The 19532-nt window shown below is 65.2% G+C and carries 16 protein-coding genes and 1 pseudogene; 13 read left to right on the plus strand and 4 right to left on the minus strand.

Features of this window, described 5'->3' with window-relative positions; all coding sequences use genetic code 11:
- Positions 1-109: 109 nt before the first annotated feature.
- Positions 110-1006 (minus strand): LysR family transcriptional regulator, encoded by an 897-nt coding sequence (locus tag MKK84_RS02130; RefSeq protein ID WP_243916386.1) that lies wholly within the window; start codon positions 1004-1006, stop codon positions 110-112.
- Between the two features lie 117 nt (positions 1007-1123).
- On the opposite strand from MKK84_RS02130, the gene MKK84_RS02135 reads away from it, so the two are divergent.
- The 5 genes from MKK84_RS02135 to atzF are packed head-to-tail and all read left to right on the plus strand — an operon-like array spanning position 1124 to position 6441.
- Entirely contained in the window at positions 1124-2074 is a 951-nt protein-coding gene (locus MKK84_RS02135) for an ABC transporter substrate-binding protein (RefSeq protein ID WP_243916387.1), read from the plus strand.
- Positions 2071-2925 carry an ABC transporter permease gene (locus MKK84_RS02140; RefSeq protein WP_243916388.1) on the plus strand — a complete coding sequence of 285 codons (855 nt, stop codon included), beginning with the start codon at positions 2071-2073 and terminating at the stop codon, positions 2923-2925. The genes MKK84_RS02135 and MKK84_RS02140 overlap by 4 nt, the downstream gene beginning before the upstream one ends.
- The gene (locus MKK84_RS02145; RefSeq protein ID WP_243916389.1) at positions 2918-3700 is read left to right on the plus strand and encodes an ABC transporter ATP-binding protein; all 783 of its coding nucleotides are present in this window, start codon (positions 2918-2920) and stop codon (positions 3698-3700) included. Before MKK84_RS02140 ends, MKK84_RS02145 begins: the two co-directional genes overlap by 8 nt.
- Positions 3700-4614 carry a polysaccharide deacetylase family protein gene (locus MKK84_RS02150; protein ID WP_243916390.1) on the plus strand — a complete coding sequence of 305 codons (915 nt, stop codon included), beginning with the start codon at positions 3700-3702 and terminating at the stop codon, positions 4612-4614. Before MKK84_RS02145 ends, MKK84_RS02150 begins: the two co-directional genes overlap by 1 nt.
- 15 nt (positions 4615-4629) lie before the next feature.
- The gene (gene atzF / locus MKK84_RS02155; RefSeq protein WP_243916391.1) at positions 4630-6441 is read left to right on the plus strand and encodes an allophanate hydrolase; all 1812 of its coding nucleotides are present in this window, start codon (positions 4630-4632) and stop codon (positions 6439-6441) included.
- 241 nt (positions 6442-6682) lie between these two features.
- Here atzF and MKK84_RS02160 read toward each other — a convergent pair whose 3' ends face one another.
- A complete protein-coding gene (locus MKK84_RS02160) occupies positions 6683-7618 on the minus strand; it encodes a site-specific integrase (RefSeq protein ID WP_243916392.1) in 936 nt (311 codons plus the stop codon).
- A 63-nt stretch (positions 7619-7681) separates the two neighbouring features.
- Here MKK84_RS02160 and MKK84_RS02165 point away from each other — a divergent pair, with 63 nt between their 5' ends.
- Positions 7682-8146 (plus strand): hypothetical protein, encoded by a 465-nt coding sequence (locus MKK84_RS02165; RefSeq protein WP_243916393.1) that lies wholly within the window; start codon positions 7682-7684, stop codon positions 8144-8146.
- 180 nt (positions 8147-8326) lie between these two features.
- Positions 8327-8608, plus strand: a complete 282-nt coding sequence (locus MKK84_RS02170; protein ID WP_243916394.1) for a hypothetical protein — start codon at positions 8327-8329, stop codon at positions 8606-8608.
- A gap of 303 nt (positions 8609-8911) precedes the next feature.
- Here the strand turns inward: MKK84_RS02170 and MKK84_RS02175 are convergent, their stop codons facing one another.
- Positions 8912-9340 (minus strand): hypothetical protein, encoded by a 429-nt coding sequence (locus tag MKK84_RS02175; RefSeq protein ID WP_243916395.1) that lies wholly within the window; start codon positions 9338-9340, stop codon positions 8912-8914.
- A gap of 114 nt (positions 9341-9454) precedes the next feature.
- On the opposite strand from MKK84_RS02175, the pseudogene MKK84_RS02180 reads away from it, so the two are divergent.
- The 4 genes and pseudogenes from MKK84_RS02180 to MKK84_RS02195 all read left to right on the plus strand — a co-directional run.
- Positions 9455-9640, plus strand: a pseudogene (locus MKK84_RS02180) (alpha/beta hydrolase); the annotation flags it as partial.
- An 87-nt stretch (positions 9641-9727) separates the two neighbouring features.
- Positions 9728-10333: an SOUL family heme-binding protein gene (locus MKK84_RS02185; RefSeq protein WP_243916428.1), complete on the plus strand. Its 606-nt coding sequence runs from the start codon at positions 9728-9730 to the stop codon at positions 10331-10333.
- Positions 10334-11061: 728 nt separating this feature from the next.
- Entirely contained in the window at positions 11062-12048 is a 987-nt protein-coding gene (locus tag MKK84_RS02190) for an NAD(P)H-binding protein (RefSeq protein WP_243916429.1), read from the plus strand.
- A 1240-nt stretch (positions 12049-13288) separates the two neighbouring features.
- On the plus strand, positions 13289-15253 hold the full coding sequence (locus MKK84_RS02195; RefSeq protein WP_243916396.1) for a carbohydrate-binding domain-containing protein: 1965 nt from the start codon (positions 13289-13291) through the stop codon (positions 15251-15253).
- Positions 15254-15815: 562 nt separating this feature from the next.
- On the opposite strand, the gene MKK84_RS02200 is transcribed toward MKK84_RS02195, so the two are convergent.
- The gene (locus MKK84_RS02200; RefSeq protein WP_243916397.1) at positions 15816-16502 is read right to left on the minus strand and encodes a TetR/AcrR family transcriptional regulator; all 687 of its coding nucleotides are present in this window, start codon (positions 16500-16502) and stop codon (positions 15816-15818) included.
- 75 nt (positions 16503-16577) lie between these two features.
- Between MKK84_RS02200 and MKK84_RS02205 the strand changes: the two genes are divergently transcribed.
- Together MKK84_RS02205 and MKK84_RS02210 are read left to right on the plus strand one after the other, a co-directional pair.
- Positions 16578-17795, plus strand: coding sequence for an HlyD family secretion protein (locus MKK84_RS02205; protein ID WP_243916398.1), 1218 nt, complete (start codon positions 16578-16580; stop codon positions 17793-17795).
- Entirely contained in the window at positions 17792-19369 is a 1578-nt protein-coding gene (locus MKK84_RS02210) for a DHA2 family efflux MFS transporter permease subunit (RefSeq protein WP_243916399.1), read from the plus strand. Before MKK84_RS02205 ends, MKK84_RS02210 begins: the two co-directional genes overlap by 4 nt.
- Positions 19370-19532: the final 163 nt, after the last annotated feature.

The raw sequence follows: 19532 nt of genomic DNA on the forward strand, positions 1-19532 counted from the left end.
GGCCGTCCGTCCGTCCGCAACAGCGTCGTCGACACGCGCAGCGCTGCGCAGGGGATTTGTATCCGCTTGGGCGGATCGCGCTGGCGGCGGCCTCGGATCGTGCACCGCGTCAGACCGGTTCCCGATTGAGCCGAACGACGAGCTGATCGGCGAACTTCGCAGCCGCGACGGAGAGCGACCGCCCGCGCAACTGTGCGAGGACCAGGGTCATCGGCGTCAGGTCGCGGACGTCGATCGGGCGGCTGTGCAGGCGCGGATCCTGGGGAATGCCGCTCGGGATCTGCAGGCTGACGAGATCCTCGCGCAGAACGAGATTGCGCAGGAATTCCAGCGAGCCCGACTCGACGACCGCCCGGAGCTCGACCCCACGCCGAGCCAGCGCGTGTTCAATGTGATGGCGGATGGCGAGCGAGTGGTCGGGCAAGGCCAGGGCATGGCCGAGGCAGTCGCGCAGCCGGACCGGTCCGGTTTCCGACGCCAGCGGATGCCCTGTGCGCATCAGCGCGCAGAGGGTCTGGTGTCCGGAGAAGAGCGGATGCAGTTCCGCCGAGGGCGGCGGTTGCAGGATCAGGGCGAGATCGGCCTCGAACGCCGCCAGGGCCGTCACGGCCTGCGCATGGTCGCGGACCTGGATCATGAAGCCGACCTGGGGAAACCGGGCGCGGTAGGCCTCGACCTCCGCGGGCACCACCTGCGTGACGAAAGCCTGGCTGCAGGCGAGCGACACGTGACCGCGGCGCACCCCCGACAGATCGGCGATCTGCGAGCGCACCCGGTCGAGGTCCGCCGCTTGGTCGCGGATGTGCCGCGCGAAGAGTTCGCCGGCCGCGTTGAGCCGCATGCCCTGCGGCAGACGTTCGAAGATCGGCGTGCCGAGCTCGTACTCGAGATCCTGGATCTGCCGGGTCAACGCCGAAGGCGTCAGGTTCAGCCGTTCCGCGGCGCGCCGGATCGAGCCGGCGCGCGCGACCTCGGCGACGTAGGTGACGGTGCGCAGATGCTTCACACCCCCATCGTGCACGCCCGTTGCCGGAACAGCAACAATACGCTCAGAAAATAGCACTTCCTTGCAACAGGGGCTGCACCTAGCGTTGTGGCATTACGACCCTGCAGGAGCCGTTCGATGATCCGCCGCCGCACCCTTTTGGCCGGTCTCGGGGCCGGCCTCGCCCTCGGTCCTCTGTCGCGGGCCAACGCACAGGAGGCGCCCGTCACGATCCGGATGGGATCGCTCAAGCTGATCCACTCGATCGCGCCGAGCTTCTACGAGCGCTTCACCCCTGCGGGCGTGACGGTCGAAGTGGTGCCCTTCGAGAGCCCGACCGAGTGCAAGAACGCCGTTGTCACCAAGTCGGTGGATTTCGGAACCTTCGGCATCGCCGCCGCCACGCTGGGCGCCGCTGCCGGCGAGCCGCTCGTGGTCATCGCCTCCACCTGCAACCGCGGGATGGCGGTGATCGCCAAGAAGGATTCCGACATCCACGCCATCAAGGACCTGCGCGGCAAGCGGGTCGCGATCTGGCCCGGAAGCACCCAGGAGGTCTTCGTCCTGGAGCGGATGCGCATGGAGGGCCTGTCCGTGAAGGACATCACGCCGGTGCGGGTCTCCTTCTCGGAGATGCACATCGCGCTCGCCCGCGGCGACGTCGACGCCTATGTCGGCGCCGAGCCGGGGCCCGGTGTCAGCCTCGCCTCGGGCATCGGCCAGCTCGTCGAGTATCCCTACGGCACCGAGATGGGCGCCCTCAACATGGTGTTCGGCGCCCATCGAGACACGCTGGCCGAGCGGCCCGATCTCGTCCGGACCATGCTGGAGATCCACCGCAAGGCGACGGACTTCGCGGCCGGCGACCGCAACGCGATGATCGCCATGGCGGTGGCCAAGCTCGGCCAGAAGCGCGAGGCGCTGGAACTCTCGGCCCCGAACGTCGAGCTGACCTGGCGCCTCGGTCCGAATGAGGTCCGGCAGGCCGACGCCTACGCGCATCACATGCTCGCGCTCAAGCAGATCAAGCGGCTGCCCGAGCCCGGCTTCATCGATACCCGCTTCGTCGACGCGATGGGGCGGGCGTGAGCACCGGCGTCGAAGCCAGCGCCCTGCCGGTGACGGCGCCGGCCTCCGTCACTCGACGGTCCGGCGTTGGCCTCGCCTCTCTGCGCCGGCTGACCCTGGCCTGCGTGGTTCCGGCGATGCTGCTCGCGGTCTGGCAGGTCACCACGGCGGGCCGGCCTTACAGCCTGATCCCGCCGCCCGCGGAGGTCTGGTCCGAACTGCGCGATCTCGCCATCGGCGGCGTCAACGACGACGCGTTCAGCGGCACCCTCTGGACCCATCTCGCAGCCTCGCTGAGCCGGGTCTACGGTGGCTTCGCGCTGGCGGCCGCGGCTGCCCTGCCGCTCGGCCTGCTGATCGGTCGCGTCCCGCTGATCCGGGCATTGCTCGATCCGGTCCTGCAGGTGTTGCGACCCGTACCGGTGACCGCGTGGCTGCCGCTCGCCATGATTCTGTTCGGCCTGGGACCCCGCTCGGCCTTCTTCCTCGTGTTTCTCGGGGCGTTCTACCCGATCCTGGTCAACACCGTGTTCGGGGTCCGATCTGTGGAGCCACGCCTGTTCGAGGCGGCCGCGATGCTCGGCTGCACCGGTCCGGCGCAGTTCGTCCGCGTGGTACTGCCGGCGGCGCTGCCGTCGATCTTCACCGGCCTGCGGCTGGGGCTGGGCTTCGCCTGGGTGGTGATCGTGGTCGGCGAGATGACCGGGGTCCAGACCGGTCTCGGCGCGATCATCATGGAGGCGCGCCAGCTCTCGCGCACCGAGATCGTGATCTGCGGCATGGCGGTGATCGGGGTCGCAGGCTTCGTCTCGGACTGGCTGGTCATGCAGCTCGGCCGCCGGCTGCTCGCCTGGAGCCCCACTCATGGCTGACCCCACGATTCCAATCCTCGACATGCGCGCGGTCTCCAAGACCTACACGGCCGGCGGCCGACGGACCGAAGCGTTGCGCGAGGCGAACCTCACCGTATCGCGGGGCGAGTTTGTCTGTCTGCTCGGCGCCTCGGGCTGCGGGAAGTCGACGCTGCTGCGGGTCGCCGCCGGCTTCGAAGCCCCGACCTCCGGCGAGGCCCTGATGTGGGGCAAGCCCATTGCCGGACCGGGACCGAGCCGCGGCATGGTGTTCCAGGATTACGGCCTGTTCCCGTGGCTCACCGTGCGTGACAATATCGGCTTCGGCCCGAAGGCGCGCGGGCGCCCCGCCGCCGAGGTGCGCGACACAGCCGAGCGCTACATCGCCCTCGTGGGTCTCCAAGCCTTCGCCGACGCCTTCCCGCACCAGCTCTCGGGCGGGATGAAGCAGCGGGTCGCCATCGCCCGGGTGCTCGCCAACGAGGCCGAGGTGGTGCTGATGGACGAGCCTTTCGGGGCGCTCGACGCCATGACCCGCGAGCGTTTGCAGGACGAGTTGCTCGACCTCTGGTCGCGGACGGGCCTGACGATCCTGTTCGTCACCCACGCGATCGAGGAAGCGATTTTTTTGGCCGACCGCATCGTGATGATGTCGCCCGGCCCCGGTCGGATCGAGGCGGTGCACACAATCGACCTGCCGCGGCGGCGCGACGTCTCGAGCCCGGCCTTCAACGACCTGCGCCGGATGCTGGCCGCTCAGCTCCACAGCCACCACGCGCCGCGGGCCGCCGCCTGATGGAGACCGCCTTCGACGATCCCCGGCGGCCCGAGAACCGCCTCGCCTACCGCGCCGCCGTGGACCGGCCCCGGCTCACCTTGCCCGGGGGCAAGCACGTCGCCGTCTGGCCCGTGGTCAATGTCGAGCACTGGCTGATCGACCATCCGATGCCACGCCAGATCCTGGTGCCGCCGACCGCCGCGAGCCTGCTACCGGACATCCCGAATTGGGCGTGGCACGAGTACGGGATGCGGGTCGGTTTCTGGCGCTTTCTTGAGGCGTTCGAGAGCCGCGGTATCCGCCCGACCCTGTCGATCAACGGCTCGGTCTGCACGGCCTATCCCCGCATCGCCGAAGCCGCCCACGCGGCCGGCTGGGAGTTCATGGCCCACGGGTTCCACCAAGTCCCCACCCACCGGGTCGAAGACCAACCCGGGATGATGGCTCGTACCGTCGCGGCGATCACCGAGGTCACGGGGCGTCCGCCGCGCGGCTGGCTGGGGCCCGGCCTCACCGAGACCCTCGATACGCCCGATCACCTGCACGCGGCCGGCATCGAATACGTCGGTGACTTCGTGGTCGATGACCGCCCGTGCCGGGTATCGACGCGCACGGGCGACCTCGTCGCCCTCCCCTACTCTGTCGAGCTGAACGACATCCCGTTGCTCGCCATCCAGCATCACCGTGCCGACGAGTTCGTCGAGCGGGCGCTTGCCAATCTCGACCGCCTCGCCACCGAGGCCGCGGGTCCCGGCCTGCTCAGCGGCGCTAAAGTGATGGGCTTCGCGATCCACCCCTACATCACCGGCGTCCCGCACCGGATCGGCCTGCTGGAGCGGCTGCTCGAAGCCATCCTGGCGCGCAGCGATGCGGTCTTCATGCAGGGGGCCGAGATTCTCGACTGGTACCGCGCCACCGGCGACGAAGCCTGAGCCTCGATGCGAGGATTGACCGTGCCTCCCTTCCCGACGATCCCCGCGCTGCACGCGGCCTATGCCACGGGCCAGGACCCGCGCACCGTCGTTGCCGAAGCCTACCGCCGGCTCGCCGCGGTGGACGATCCCGGCATCTTCCTCGCCCTGGTACCGGAGGCTGAGGCTCAGGCTGCCGCAGCGGCGCTGCCGTTCTTCGACCCCGTGTCGATGCCGCTTTGGGGCGTGCCCTTCGCCGTCAAGGACAACATCGACGTGGCCGGCCTGCCGACCACCGCCGCCTGCCCGGATTTCGCCTATACGCCGACCGAGACGGCGCCCGCGGTGGCGCGGCTGCTGGCCGCCGGGGCGATCCTGATCGGCAAGACCAACCTCGACCAGTTCGCCACCGGTCTCGTCGGTGTGCGCACGCCCTACCCGGCCCCGCGCAACGCGATCGACCCGGCCTACGTGCCCGGTGGTTCCAGCAGCGGCTCCGCCGTCGCGGTGGCCCACGGTATCGTTACCTTCGCGCTTGGGACCGACACGGCGGGCTCCGGCCGGGTGCCCGCGGCGCTCAACAATATCGTCGGGCTGAAGCCGTCCCTCGGGGCGGTCTCCAGCCGCGGGATGCTGCCGGCCTGCCGGACCCTCGACACGCTCTCGGTCTTCGCCGGCACCGTCGCCGACGCCGACGCGGCTTTCCGGGCCATGCTGGGCTTCGACGGCGCCGATCCCTGGTCGCGGGCCTTGCCGGTCCCGCCAGCGCCCGCCGGCTTGCCGCCGGGCCTGCGCCTCGGAGCGCCGGACGCGGCGAACCTCCGCTTCTGCGGCGACGGCCTCTCGGAGGCGGCCTTTGCGGCGGCGATTGCTGATCTCGAAACGCTCGCCGGGGCGGCCGCGCTGGTTGATTTCGCGCCGATGTTCGCTGTCGCGGCTCTACTCTACGACGGGCCCTGGGTCGCCGAGCGCTACGCGGCGATCCGGCCGATCATGGAGATGCGCCCCGAAATCCTGCACCCGACGACGCGGGCCGTGATCGCCGCCGCCGGACGCTACAGCGCCGCCGACGCCTTCGCGGGCCTCTACCGCCTCGCGGAGCTGCGCCGGGACATCGACGCGATCTGGGATCGCGTCGATGTGCTCGCCGTGCCGACCTATCCGCGTCCGCAGACCTGCGCGGACTTGGTCGCCGACGCGATCGGCCCCAACAGCGAGCTCGGCACCTACACCAACTTCGTCAACCTGCTCGACTGGTGTGCCCTCGCGGTCCCGGGGCGGCCCCGCGCCGATGGCTTTCCCTCCGGGATCACCCTGCTGGCGCCACGCGGGTCCGACGGGCTCCTCGCCGCTCTGGGCGCGCGCCTGCACGCGGCGTCCGCCGGCCGGATCGGCTCGGGGGAGTCGCCGGTGCCAGCCGCGGAACCGGGGCCGGTCCGGGCGCGGCCCGGCGAGATCGAGCTGGCGGTCGTTGGAGCGCATCTGTCGGGCCTGCCGCTGAACCACGAACTTGCCGCGCACGGCGCCCGGTACCTGCGGACCGTGGCGACCCGACCGGAATATCACCTCTACGCCCTGCCCGGCGGGCCTCCGCATCGTCCCGGACTGCTCCGGGTGGCCGGCGACGAAGGGGGGGCGATCGAGACGGAGGTCTGGGCCCTGCCGCCAGCCGCCTTCGGGGCCTTCGTGGCCGCCATCCCGGAACCGCTCGCGATCGGCACCCTGCGGCTCGCCGACGGGACCGCGCCGAAGGGCTTCCTGGTGGAACTGGCGGGGGCAACCGGTGCGACTGACATTACGCGGTTCGGCGGCTGGCGCCGCTACGTCGCCAGTCGTTCCGCAGCGTAACCGATCTGGCAACGCTGAGAATTTTTGGATCCTCGGATCGAACCCGCACGTGCCTGACGACTGTTTTCGTCGGGCAGCGTCACCGCACGATGCGTCGCCGCGGCCGAATGATTGCCCGGGATCAGCGTGACGAGTTCAGGCGGACCTGAGCGTTTTTCGCGCCCACGGGATCATCTGCTAAGGTCTTCAGTGAGCCGCAGATATTGGTCGAAAAATCCACAGATAGCTTCACGAAAACTGTTCATAGCCCGATGTTCCGACCCGGATGCGCGTCCGAAAGCTTCGCGCGGCGGACATAGCCGCGCATCGTCTTGAGATCGCGATGGCGCGAGTGGCTCATGATCTCCTCGTCGCGCGATCCGCGCTTGTAGGCCTCGGTGATGAAGCCCGCGCGGAACCCGTGGGCCGAAATGCGCTCGCGCGGCCCGGCGACGAGGCCGGCCTCCGCGGCGCGCTTCTGGACGATGCGGCCGATCGAGTCGGGATGAAGCCCGTCATCCATCACGGTCCCGTCGGCTAGGACGGCTCGGAAGACGTAGCCTTGGGTCGGGGCGGCCTGCAGCCAGCGCCGAAGCGCGGCAACGGGGCACGTTGCGATGTTCTCGCCGGCCACGACAGTCACGATCGTGCCCTCACCTTCCTGATCACCTTTGGATTGCGGCAGGAACACATCGACCGCGCCGTCGCGGAAGCCGAGATCCTCGAAATGGATCCGCGCGACTTCAGAGCGCCGAAACGCGCCGGCGAAGCTCATCAGGAACAGGGCGCGGTCGCGCAAAGCCGCCACCGTCCCCTCGCAGGCTGCGACGATCTGGAGTGTTTCCGGTACGCCGAACGCCGCGGCCTGCTTCTTCGGCCTGCCGTACCGCCGGAACATGCCGCGCAGAGCCGCCCGGACCGCGGGATGCGCTGGGATCCACGGAAGACCTTGGAGCTTGTGGGCTTGACCGATCGTGACGAGCCGGCGCTCGATCGTGGCGCGCTTATGGGTCTCGGCCATCGAGGTCAGGTAGCTCGCAACCTGCTCGGGGCCCGCGGGCAGCGGCTCGATCCCGTGGCCACGGCACCACGCCGTGTAGTGCTGCCAGTCGGCGCGATAGGCCCGACGGGAATTTTCGGAGAGCGCCTGATCGGCAAATGCGCGGGCTTGTGCCGCAAGCGTGGCGGGTAGCATCATAGCTCTTTCCCTCGATCGAGCCTGAGCGTAGCGCTACGTCTGATAAGGAAGCGTTATCAGACGTTGGCCATCGCGAAGAAATCCATACGAACGGAGACCGGCGCGGCGGTGAACCGCACCAGGTTTTCCGGCGACTCCAACACGCGGGGGGATGGGGCCATGATGACCGATGGCGTGCACCGAGCGGATCAGGTGTTCTTTGAGGTACCCCGAGGACACGGGCTGTTCACCAAGGGCAGCTCGGGATCTGCGACGCTCGCGCGCCCGGGAACTCCTCTCACCATGCGAGGCAGGATGGGCGGTCAGACGTCGGAGCCTACCACCTGGCAGCATCCGGTCTGTCTGACCGGCATCGTGAACTACGGCATCAAGCAGTGGTACGGGGTACAAGGAGCTCCCGGATTGCTCGATCGGACGGCATGCAAGGACATTCTTGTTGAGGGGCGCGTGGCGTCAGATGGAACAGCGGTGATCGACGGCTTCACAGTGGCGGGCAAACCCTTCGCCAAGACTGTTCGTCTCAGGTGAGGATCGGCTTCAAGCGCAGGAGCAGCACCGAGAGACATCAGCCGGCCGTTTGTCTTTTTGGCCGCATTGCGCGACTCGACGTGCTGGCCGTGGGCGCCGCAAGCAGAGCCTCATTGCCCGCTGGCAGGAACGCATCCGGGGTGAACCCAGTTCTTCTGGCCACCAACCGGGAGAACCAGTATGCGACTCGTCGGACACGCATCGGCCATCGCCCTCGCGACACTCATGAGTGTCGGGGCCGCCGAGGCGAAGGGCTGTATCAAGGGCGCAATCATCGGCGGCTTGGCGGGCCACTATCTGGCCGAGCGTGGCGTCGTCGGTGCCGTGGCAGGCTGCCTCGGTGGCCGCTACCTCGCCAACCGGCGGGCTCGGCGAGAGATCGACTACGGCGCTCGCGTCCAGCCGAGGGGAACGGGCTACGGCCAGCCACAAGCTTACCCGGGCCGCGATTACAGCTACTGACTGCCGCGCGCGAGAAGCATTGCGTCGGAGACTGGCTGAACGCGGCTTGTCCGCTTCAATGAAGGTTCACTGGAAAAGCGCTTAGTCTGCTGCCGACCCACGGTGGACCTTCTCCTCGCCCTCGCCGCTTGCTCGGAGTGGCGCTTGTAAGCCTCCCGGCAGCGTCGTCGGTGAATGGAACGCGGACCCGCCACCGAACGGGTCTGCACATCTTTACGCTTCAAGCGCAACAAGCGACCCTGGAGCCCGATGCGGAGGCAATTTGGTGGCTTGATTTGAATCTCGAACTAGCTGCGCAGTCATTCAATTGATGAGGCAGAAGCCGGCGTCCTCGTGCTCCACACCCCCGACGCGCTTGCCCGACTCGCAGGGCGGAGCAATCGCGCGAACCTCACGGATGCGCGGCGACGCGGGCGCTAGAATCACAGCCGAAGGCTCGATTCGCGCCCTTAGATCAGTGCCGGCTGTTGCATCGCCGGATGTTACGAGCGGTATGGTGCTCGCCGCCGCCGCGATGGAGGCATGGCCCGGCGTGATCGTGATCGCAGGCCGGTCGCCGATCCGTCCGGCGGAGCTGTGCTGAACTACGGCAGTGGCGGGGGCCGGCATGACGGGCCGCTGGGTTGCCACCGTACGCCCGAAGGACAAGCGCAGCCGTGCACGCGCCTCCGCCATGGTAACACTTCCCATCATCGCGAGAAATGCCAAGCCTACCGCCATCGACGTCCGCATGGTCTACCTCCATCGTTCTGGGCAGAATGCGCGTGCTCCCTTTCGAAAATGATGTCCTGATCACTCACTTTCGACGAATTGAATAATCAGCGAGCCGACCAGCAACATCCGCCGCAGGTCATCGACCGATTCACCGAGGTGGTCGGGCTGGACACCGACGCGCTCTATGTTTTCGACTGCGGCGCGCCTACCGGCTTCCGGGTGGCCCTGGCGCATCCAGAACGGGTGACGGCCATCATCGCGCAGAACGGCAACGCTCACGAGAAGGGGCTGAACGCGGGCTGGATCCGGATCGGCGCAAGTCCGCAGCGTAACCAACCAATTCCGCTGGCAGCCATCGCCGCCGCGAACGGTTGGTCCACGAAACCGCCACAGAGCATCACCGCGATGAACAAATTTATCTATTACCTCGTCACCCTGTGCGAGTCCGTCCTCGGGGTCTTCGGTGTCCGGAGCTTCTATGATCAGCCGAGGTATACCGTGGTCGAACGTCTCGACCGCGGTGTCGAAATCAGGGCCTATGAGCCTCGCCTCGCCGTGGAAACTGACGGGCGTGGGCTTGGAGATGGCGCGGCGTTTGGGCGCCTCTTTCGCTATATCACCGGCGCAAACCAGCGGGGCGACCGCATCGCCATGACCGCACCCGTCGAGACGGGTGGTCAGCGCATCGCGATGACGGTCCCGGTCGAGCAGGGCACTGGCGGAACCATGCGGTTCTTCCTCCCCCACGACGTTGCCGAGGCCGGGGCTCCGAAGCCCACTGAGGCAGGCGTTCGTCTCGTCCACGTTCCGGCCGAGACGATCGCCGCCCTTCGCTTCTCAGGCTCGACTATACCTGAGGTTCGCGCCGAACAGGAACGTATCCTTATCGAGGTCCTGGTTGCGGGGGATAGAAAGGTCGCCGCTTCCCCCGTCTTCATGGGTTACGATCCACCTTTTGCGATTCCGTTTCTTCGACGGAACGAAGTGGCCGTCCAGTTGGCCGCTGACTAAGCAAGTTACGTTACCGCTGCCCGGGGCAAGCAAACGCGTTCGAGCCGTCTCACAGAAAATGAGTTGGTTCAAGCCCCGGCTAATGCGACACGACATGCTGACGTTATGACCATCCGTGACGCGTCTGTTTCAGGCCGCAGCGCAGATTTTTGAAGTGGTGATGCTCGACGTTACCTTAGGTCTGTTTTGCGCTGAGCATGTTGTGTTTTTTTTCGGTAGAATCCGATTATCGCAGCACCATGATAGAGGCCTCAATACATCCAGCCCGCAACGCCTCTGGTGCTCAGAGGCGCATCGCGCCAACCACATAGGACGAACGATTACCGTATCGGAAGATCGTAAGCAGCGAGTTTGGGCAGCATCGCCTTAACGACGAAATCTAACGCCGACGGCACATCCAAGCACAACTCGCGACTGGTATAGGCAACGAGACGAACGGGTAGCCCCCGCGCAGCGAACCATGCAGCCAGCCGGTCAGGGTCAGCTTCTGGATGGTAACTGAGGAATGAGATCCGCAAGCGCTCCCGGCGGCGATTGCAGTGCGCGATTATGAGCAGGTCGGCAGTAAGACAGGGGGGGGAGGAATAAAAATATCATGTCTCGGTTGCTGAACCGCCCGGCCCTGTAGCCATACAGGTAGCTAGCACATCGACATCTGTTTGCCGCCGTTTGCGCATCTCTACCGGTGCGGAAGGCATCGGATGCCTGAGCGTTGGGATGAAGCGATCATGACCATGAGCAGGCAGGCCGGCGCTGGACCACGCCGCGTCCTGCTTCTAGGGGCCACCGGTACGATCGGGCGGGCTACCGTTCGGGCGCTGGTGTCACACGGCCATGAGGTCGTCTGCCTGGTCAGGCGCCGTGCCGACTTCGCTATCCCGATTGGTGCGACTGAGCGGATCGTGAGGCTGGCCGACCCGTCATCGTTGACGCGCGACGGTATCCGCGGCGAACCCTTCGACGTTTTGGTGTCGTGCCTGGCGTCACGCACCGGGTTACCCGACGACGCTTGGGCCATCGATTACAGGGCGCATGTCACTGCCCTCGATGTCAGCCGGGCAGCCGGCGTCACGCACGTCGTGCTTCTCTCAGCAATCTGCGTCCAGAAGCCGATCCTGGCCTTTCAGCATGCCAAGCTAGCCTTCGAAGCGGCGCTGATCGCCTCCGGGCTCGACTACACGATCGTTCGGCCGACAGCCTTCTTCAAATCGCTTTCCGGGCAGATCGATCGCGTGCGACGTGGCAAGCCCTTCCTAATTTTCGGGGATGGGACGCTGACGGCCTGCAAGCCAATCAGTGATGATGACCTCGGTCGCTACCTCGCTGACTGCCTCGACCGCGATGAGAGACGCAATCGCGTGCTGCCGATCGGTGGACCAGGCGAAGCGATCACACCGAAGGCGCAGGGCGAGCGGCTGTTCGCCCTACTGGGGCGTCAACCGCACTTCAAGCACGTCCCGGTGGTGCTGCTGGATGTAATCATCGCGACTCTGGCAACGACCGGACGATGGATGCCAGCCCTGGCTGCCAAGGCCGAACTCGCGCGGATCGGGCGCTACTACGCGACCGAGTCGATGCTCGTGCTGGATCCAGCGACCGGACGATACGATGCGCAGGCCACCCCTTCGACGGGGTCGGAGACGCTGTTGGACTATTATGCCCGCGTGATCCGCGGAGAGGCAGTTGCCGAGCGTGGCGACCATGCGGTGTTCTGAGCATGCTGGCAGCTAAATAAGGCGCGCTGACGTGGCGAAACTCCGATCCGGCCATGAAGAAAAGCGGTGGCACTCATCGGAAGGCATTTTCGTAACGAGGGTCGGTGCACCTAAGCTATACCGATAACCAGTTTTAGACTGTCGCCGGAACGTCAAAAAATTAGTCTTTCGGAGGTCTGATTAGACGCGAATGACTGTAAGTGCTCGTGGGCGGGATGGCTGCTTCTGAGCAGGCCGGCCGGAAAAGCGGACGGGCACCTATCGACCCAGTCGTCGCGACTCGGGGAAGCGGTTCCTGAACGCCAACATGTCCCGAAGGCAAAACGGCTTCGCTGAAGTGGAGCCGTTGCTGATGCACATGGCGACGGTCGCTCGGGCCTGCCTGCGCCAATCGCGCTGACGCTCGATACGCTCACATTGAACCAAGCCGGCGCTCGACGAAAGGAAGCGATCTCCGCCATGGCCGCCACGCCGCGCTTGCGCAGATCGATAGACAACGATGAAGGAGTCGCGGGCCCCGTCACCACTTGACGCCGCAACCGTAATTTCATCACCACGCACCCGGGAACGGCTCTCGTTTGCTGGGTCTGGTCACCCACGGAACAGCTTAGATCTGCTGATGTTGAGAAATTAATAACCAACTCACATCCACGCTCACGGCTTAAACACCTGGTCCGGGGGGGGCGGTTATTAGCGCTAACCAAGTATCGGTCACGAAATTTTTTTAAACATTTGTCATAATCAACCTGACTTGATCGAACGCTTCGCCAGCAGGGTGTAGGACATATTGTCGGATATCGTGTATTAATTTTGAAACTGCGACCTACCAAGATGTATATATGAAGAGAGGTTTTTACGGTTTTTTGGGCTGATCACCAGTATTGACGGCAATATTATATTCAATGTCGTACTCTCGGTATATAGTATTTTGATCATAGTTAGAACAATGATGACGACGGCTCACTTGATGGGCGCGGCGTTAGGATATACGTGATTTTAGAGCCTGATCTTGCGCATTAGATCAGACTGGGTCAGGGTGCCCTGCGCGATAGTGTGTTCGGAAGTTAGTTAGGTACGGAATAACGTTGCTGCGTTCGCGGCCGGCCTCGGACGCGTCTCCATGATCGCCGGCGATATGCGCCTCGTGTGAACGCCATCGAACTGACAGCGGTATGGGGCCATGGTGGTGTCATCGCGTGCCATATTGGCGTAACTCGATCGCCGGATACGGAATAGACCGATGAATGCTCAATCTGCAGTACGCGTCGCAGACGTTATAGGCAAAATCGGCGTCAATTCGCACATAAACTATACCGACGGACAGTATGCCAATATTAATCAAGATCTGAGTGACATTCAGTATCTTGGTCTGACAAATCTTCGTGACGCCGCACCGAATCCGGTCTTGGCGGGTCAGGACAATCTTGCCGCCGCGGCACTGGCAGGAATGAAGTTTGATTTCATCGTACAAGGTTCGCTCAATCCCGTGGATGCTGTCAAGCAAATCCATGCGTTTGTCGTGGCTCATCCAGGTTCGGTGACCGCGATCGAGGGACCGAATGAGGTGAACAACTTCCCGGTTACCTATCATGGTCTTACCGGGACTGCGGCTGCTCAAGCTTATCAGCAGGATCTCTATGCTGCTGTGAAGGCCGATCCCATCCTCAAAACTATACCCGTACTAAGCTTTACTGATTTTCCAATCTCCAAAACATTCTCAGATTTAAATAACATACACCTCTACAACAAAATTGGCGGCCAGCCTCGAAGTGATATTAGTGGCGGTGATGCCGATGCGGTTGCAGCCGATCCTGGTAAGCCGGTCGCAATTACAGAGCTCGGTTATCAGACCTCGATCCCGGCAGGGGTAGCCATCAATTGGGAAGGCGTCGATGAGGCGGCCCAAGCAAAGCTGATCATTAATAGCGTTCTGGATGCTGGTCAACTTGGTTCAAATAAGATTTATCTATATCAACTGCTTGACGCGTATTCGGATCCGCAAAACACGAATATAGAGAATCACTTTGGTCTTTTCCGCCTCGACAATACGCCGAAGCCTGCCGCAACGGCACTCCACAATCTGACGTCAATCCTGAGCGATCCGGGCTCTGATGCATCTAATTTCAGCCCTGGAGGACTTGCCTATTCGCTGAGTGGAATGCCAAGTTCGGCCTACAGCCTTCTCACGCAAAAATCCGACAGTTCGTACCAGATCGTACTCTGGAATGAGCCTGATATCTGGAATGAACAGGCACATCGATCGATACCTACGGCATCAAGCCCGATTACAGTACAATTAGATCAAGTATTTTCAACAATCCAGATCTATGATCCGGTGAATGGTTCTACACCGGTGCAGACCTTGCACAACGTGTCCAGCGTTTCTTTGGCCATGGCCGACCATCCATTCATCATTCAAGTATCCGGTGTCGCTGCATCCGGCACGGGCGCGTCGAGCGCCGGCACCGGCGCCGCGGTGGCGACCACGGTGGGCACCGGCCCGGACAAGCTGGTGCTGAAGCTCAGCGAGGACGCCTACAAGGGCGATGCGCAGTACACGGTCTCGGTCGACGGTCAGCAGGTCGGTGGGACCCTGACCGCGCACGCCGCCCACGTCGCGGGCTCGACCGCGCTGGACGATACGCTCACCGTGCCGGGCAACTTCGGCGCCGGGCCGCACACGGTCAGCCTCAACTTCCTTAACGACGCCTACGATGGCCCGGGCAACGACCGCAACCTGTACGTGGATGCGGCCAGCTACAACGGCGCCGGGGTCGCCAACAGCAGCCTGACCTTCCTCAACCCCGGGCCCCAGCAGTTCGCCGTCCCGGGAACGGCTGCGAGTACCGGCGGCGGTACGCCCGGAGCATCCACGAGCGCCGTCATGAAGACGGGCGCAGCCGCTACCGCACCAGTCGCCCCGACTGTCGCGCTCACGCACGACACCGGAACAGGCGGAACCCACGTCTCCAGCGACGGTCTGATCACCTATGCGCCGTCCGTGAGCGGCGATACGCTACACTACAAGCTCGACACCGGCGCATTCACCACGACGGCTCCAGTCCTGGCCACCGACGGCAGCACCGACGGCCAGCATACGGTCACCGTCTACGAGACCAATGCGGCCGGTCTCACGTCAGCCGAGGCCAGCCTGGTCTTCTCGCTCGAGACGCATCATGGCAGCAACGGATTCCACTTGACGTGAGGGGCGGCACAGAGCGCTCTCGGTTTGCTCCGCCGCGGTGATCAATCGGCGGTCGTGAACAAGGCCCAGATCGGCGGTGACCCTCGCAGTCGAGACATTGAGCGGTGCCGTCCCGCATCGGATTGTATTTTGCCGGTTTTACAAGATTTGATCCATTAGGCCGCGTCTATAAGATTATAGCTCAGCATCGAAAGGTCGAATCGTCACCCGCTCCACTAAAATCGCTCTCTCAGTGCCGCAATTGGATCCAAGCACCGCAATGGTTCGCTTAAGACTTGATTCATTATAGCGGAGCCTGCGATACACCTTTAGAAACTAAAATTTTGCATCGCAGCAAACTAGAGAGAATCGAGGCACCGCATCGAAGCGGCGGCCCTATTCCTTACCGGCAGTGAGCTGACGCGGATCTTGGGTCGGTCGGGTGTGGCAAGCCGCATCGTGTACAGGCCGGAGCCGCTGGTCGTGTCCGCAGGCTACCCGAGCGGAAGCAGCAAGCCGTCGCAATGACATTGACGTTCGACGCACTTAGGCATGCCTGGCCAAGGCGCCGATGCAGGCGCCTTCAGGGGCGATCCGAACGAACACCGGCGAGGAAGAGCGCTACGGCCGCGCGGCGCCGTTTTTCCTGCGCTTCCGGATCCACCTCTACGCCATAGAGCGCCTGCTTCGAGCTGCGCCCCATGATAAGGTTGAGGAAGAGATCGGCGGCAATCTCAGGGTCGTCCACCGAGATCTGCCCCTGCTCGGCCATCACGCCGAGTAGACCTCCCACCGCCCGGACGCCGCGAAGCCAGCCTTCCTCGTAGGCAAGCTTGGCGAGATTGGGGAACTGCATCGCCTGGGCGGCGATGCAGCGGGTCAGGGCAGCGGCTCCCGGCGCCTGGGAGCGGTCGAGGAGGTTGCGGCTCAGCTCGTCCAGCACCGTCGCGGCATCCAGCGGGGTCGCCCGCAACGCCTGCGCCTCGGTCGCCGCCGAGAGAGGCGCGAGCCATTCCCGGATGCGGTCCTGCAGGACTGCCTCGAACAGCGCGCGCTTGTCTTGGTACCGGGCATACAGCGTCGGCTTGCTGACGCCTGCGGCTTCCGCCACCGCATCGATCGATGTGCCGTCGAAGCCGCGCTCGATGAACAGCCGGGTCGCGACCTCGACGATGCGTGCCTCGCGCCGCGCGGCCTCTTCGCGCGTCGGCCGCCCGCCGGAACCACGCTTCGCTATCACCTCGGGCTCGGCGGGGATGGCCGCTGCCATCGTCGTGCTCCTTGTCATGGTCCACTCCGTCATGTATCGATACTTTACCGTATCGTATTGATGTTGGCCACCGTCATGGACGTTCGACCCAGCGATCTTTCCGAGCCCGCGGCACGAACCGCTACCGCGGCCGGGGCTGGTGGTCACGCACCGGCCTCTGCAGGGCTTGCCGCCCGTTCGTCTGCTCCCAGACGCCGCAAGTCGCGCCTGATCCTGTCGGTCCTTCTCCTCGCGGCTCTCGGCGGCGCGGGAAGCTACGGCTGGCACTGGTGGACCATCGGTCGGTTCCTGGAGACGACCGAGGACGCCTACCTGCAGGCCGACAAGGTTACGGTCGCCCCGCGCATCGCCGGCCACGTCGCCGAGGTCCTCGTCGGCGACAACGCGCCGGTGAAGGCCGGTGACGTGATCGCGCGCCTCGACGACCGCGAGTCCCGGGTCATGCTCAAGCAGGCCGAGGCCGAGGTCGGGAAGAGCCGGGCCCAGTTGCTCGGGACCGCGGCCGCAATCCTGCAGCAGCAGGCGCAGGTCGCCTCGGCCAAAGCCGAGGTCGAGAATACCGATGCGGCCCTCGACTTCGCCGGCAAGGAATACACCCGGTATCAGAACCTGTTGCAGACCGGCTCCGGCACCGCGCAGCGCCAGCAACAGGCGGATTCCGACCTGCGCCAGAAGCGGGCCGCCCACGACAAGTCCGTCGCTTCCCTGGAAGCGGCCAGGAAGCAGGTCGACAGCCTGAGAGCGCTGGAGGGCAGCGCCCGGGCGAGCCTGGAGGCTGCCCAGGCCAAGGTCGAGCAGGCGCAGCTCAACCTCAGCTACACGACCATCACGGCGCCGGTAGACGGCATGGTCGGCGACCGCTCGCTCCGCGTCGGACAGTTCGTCTCGGCCGGCACCGGGCTGCTCACCGTCGTCCCGATGGGTCGCGACATCTACCTCGTGGCGAACTTCAAGGAGACCCAGACCGGGCAGATGGTCGAGGGCCAGCACGTGACCTTCACGGTCGACGCCCTGGGCGACCACGAGTTCGAGGGACGGGTCGAGAGCTTCTCGCCCGGTACCGGTGCGCAGTTCGCCTTGCTTCCCCCGGAGAATGCCACCGGCAACTTCACCAAGGTCGTCCAGCGCGTGCCGGTGCGGGTCGCGCTCGACGATGCCGATCCGATGCTCGGACGCCTGAGACCCGGCCTGTCGGTCGAGGCGACCGTCCACATCCATGACGCGGTCGGGACGGTGAAGCCACGCAACGGCCGATCCGGACATGCCCTGGTCAGCGAGGCGCTTTCCCGATGAACGCCGTACCGGCCGTCGCCACGCCCGAGGTCAAGGCGAGTGTGCGCGACTGGCTCGCGGTGTTCGGCGCGATCCTCGGCGCGTTCACCGCCATCCTCGATATCCAGATCACCAACGCCTCGCTCTCCGATATCCAGGGCGCGCTGGGCGCCTCCACCGAGGAAGGGAGCTGGATCTCGACCGCCTACCTGATGGCCGAGATCATCGTGATCCCGCTCACCGGCTGGCTGTCCTCGGTGATCGGCCTGCGCCGGTACCTGTCGGTGAACACGATGCTGTTCACCGGCTTCTCGCTCGCCTGCGCGCTCTCGACCTCGCTGTCGCAGATGATCCTGTTCCGCGCCGGCCAGGGCTTCACCGGCGGCGTGCTCATCCCGACCGCCATCGTCATCGTGCGCACCCGCCTGTCGAAGAGCCAGCAGCCGATCGGCATCGCGATGTTCGGGCTGACCGCCACCTTCGCGCCGGCCATCGGCCCGACGGTGGGCGGCTGGCTCACCGACAACCTGTCGTGGCACTACATCTTCTACCTGAACCTGATCTTCGGTCCGCTCGCCGCCGCGATCCAGCTCGGCGCCTTCGACAGCGTCCCGGCGCGCTGGGCCGAGCTCCTGAAGGGCGACTGGATCGGCATCGGCCTGATGGCTACCGGCCTGCCGGCCCTGACCTACGTTCTGGAGGAGGGCCAGCGGAAAGACTGGTTCGGCTCCCCCATCATCGTCCAGGTCAGCCTCCTGGCGGCGGTCGGCATCGCCGGCTTCATCGTCCGCGAACTGATGACCGAACGCCCCTTCATCAACCTGCGGGTACTGGCCAACCGCTCGGTCGGGGGATCGTGCGTGCTGATGACGGTGCTCGGCGCCGTCTCGTTCGGTTCGATCTACATCATCCCGGTCTACTGCGCGCAGATCCAGGGCTACAACGCCCAGCAGATCGGCTACGTGGTGATGTGGTCCGGGCTGCCGCAACTGCTGCTCTTCCCGCTGATGCCGCTGTTCATGCGGGCCTTCGACGCCCGTATCCTGGTGGTGACCGGCACGCTGTTCTTCATCGCGAGTTGCTGGATCAATGTCGGCCTGACCCACGACGTCGGCGCCGACCAGCTGATCCTGCCGCAACTCCTGCGCGCCATCGGCCAGCCGCTCTTCACCATCCCGCTCTCGCAACTCTCGACGGCGGGCCTCGCCCCGCGCGACACGGCGGACGCCTCGGCACTATCGAACATGATGCGAAACCTCGGCGGATCTATCGGCATCGCGATGCTGTCCACGATGATCGACCGGCGCGAGCACATGCACTTCTCGGTGCTGGCCGAGGCCATCACGGTCAATGCCACGCGCACCCAGGAACGCCTCGCCGCGCTCGCCGCCGGCCTGCACGGGCACATCGCCGACCAAGCAGCGGCCAAGGGCGCCGCCATCGGCATGCTGGGCGCCCAGGTCCGCCGCGAGGCCTACGTCATGGCCTACGCGGACGGGTTCTGGCTGGTCGGCGTCAGCCTCGTGTTGAGCCTCGCCGTCGTCGCCATCCTGAAGAAGCCGCAGCGGACGTCTGGCCCCATCGAGGCCCACTGACCCGACGGCGCTAACGGATCGTGCGGTTCGATCTCCTCCGACTGCACGATGGACGACCGGTCTGCGCATCGCCCCTTCACGCAGGCCGGTGGTGCCCCGCCGCGCGACCCCCGGCGCCCCTGCCGCCGGACCTATTAACCGACGTCAAGCGCGGCCCTCCGGC

It is taken from the genome of Methylobacterium sp. E-065 (assembly GCF_022829605.1).
Taxonomy (GTDB): domain Bacteria; phylum Pseudomonadota; class Alphaproteobacteria; order Rhizobiales; family Beijerinckiaceae; genus Methylobacterium.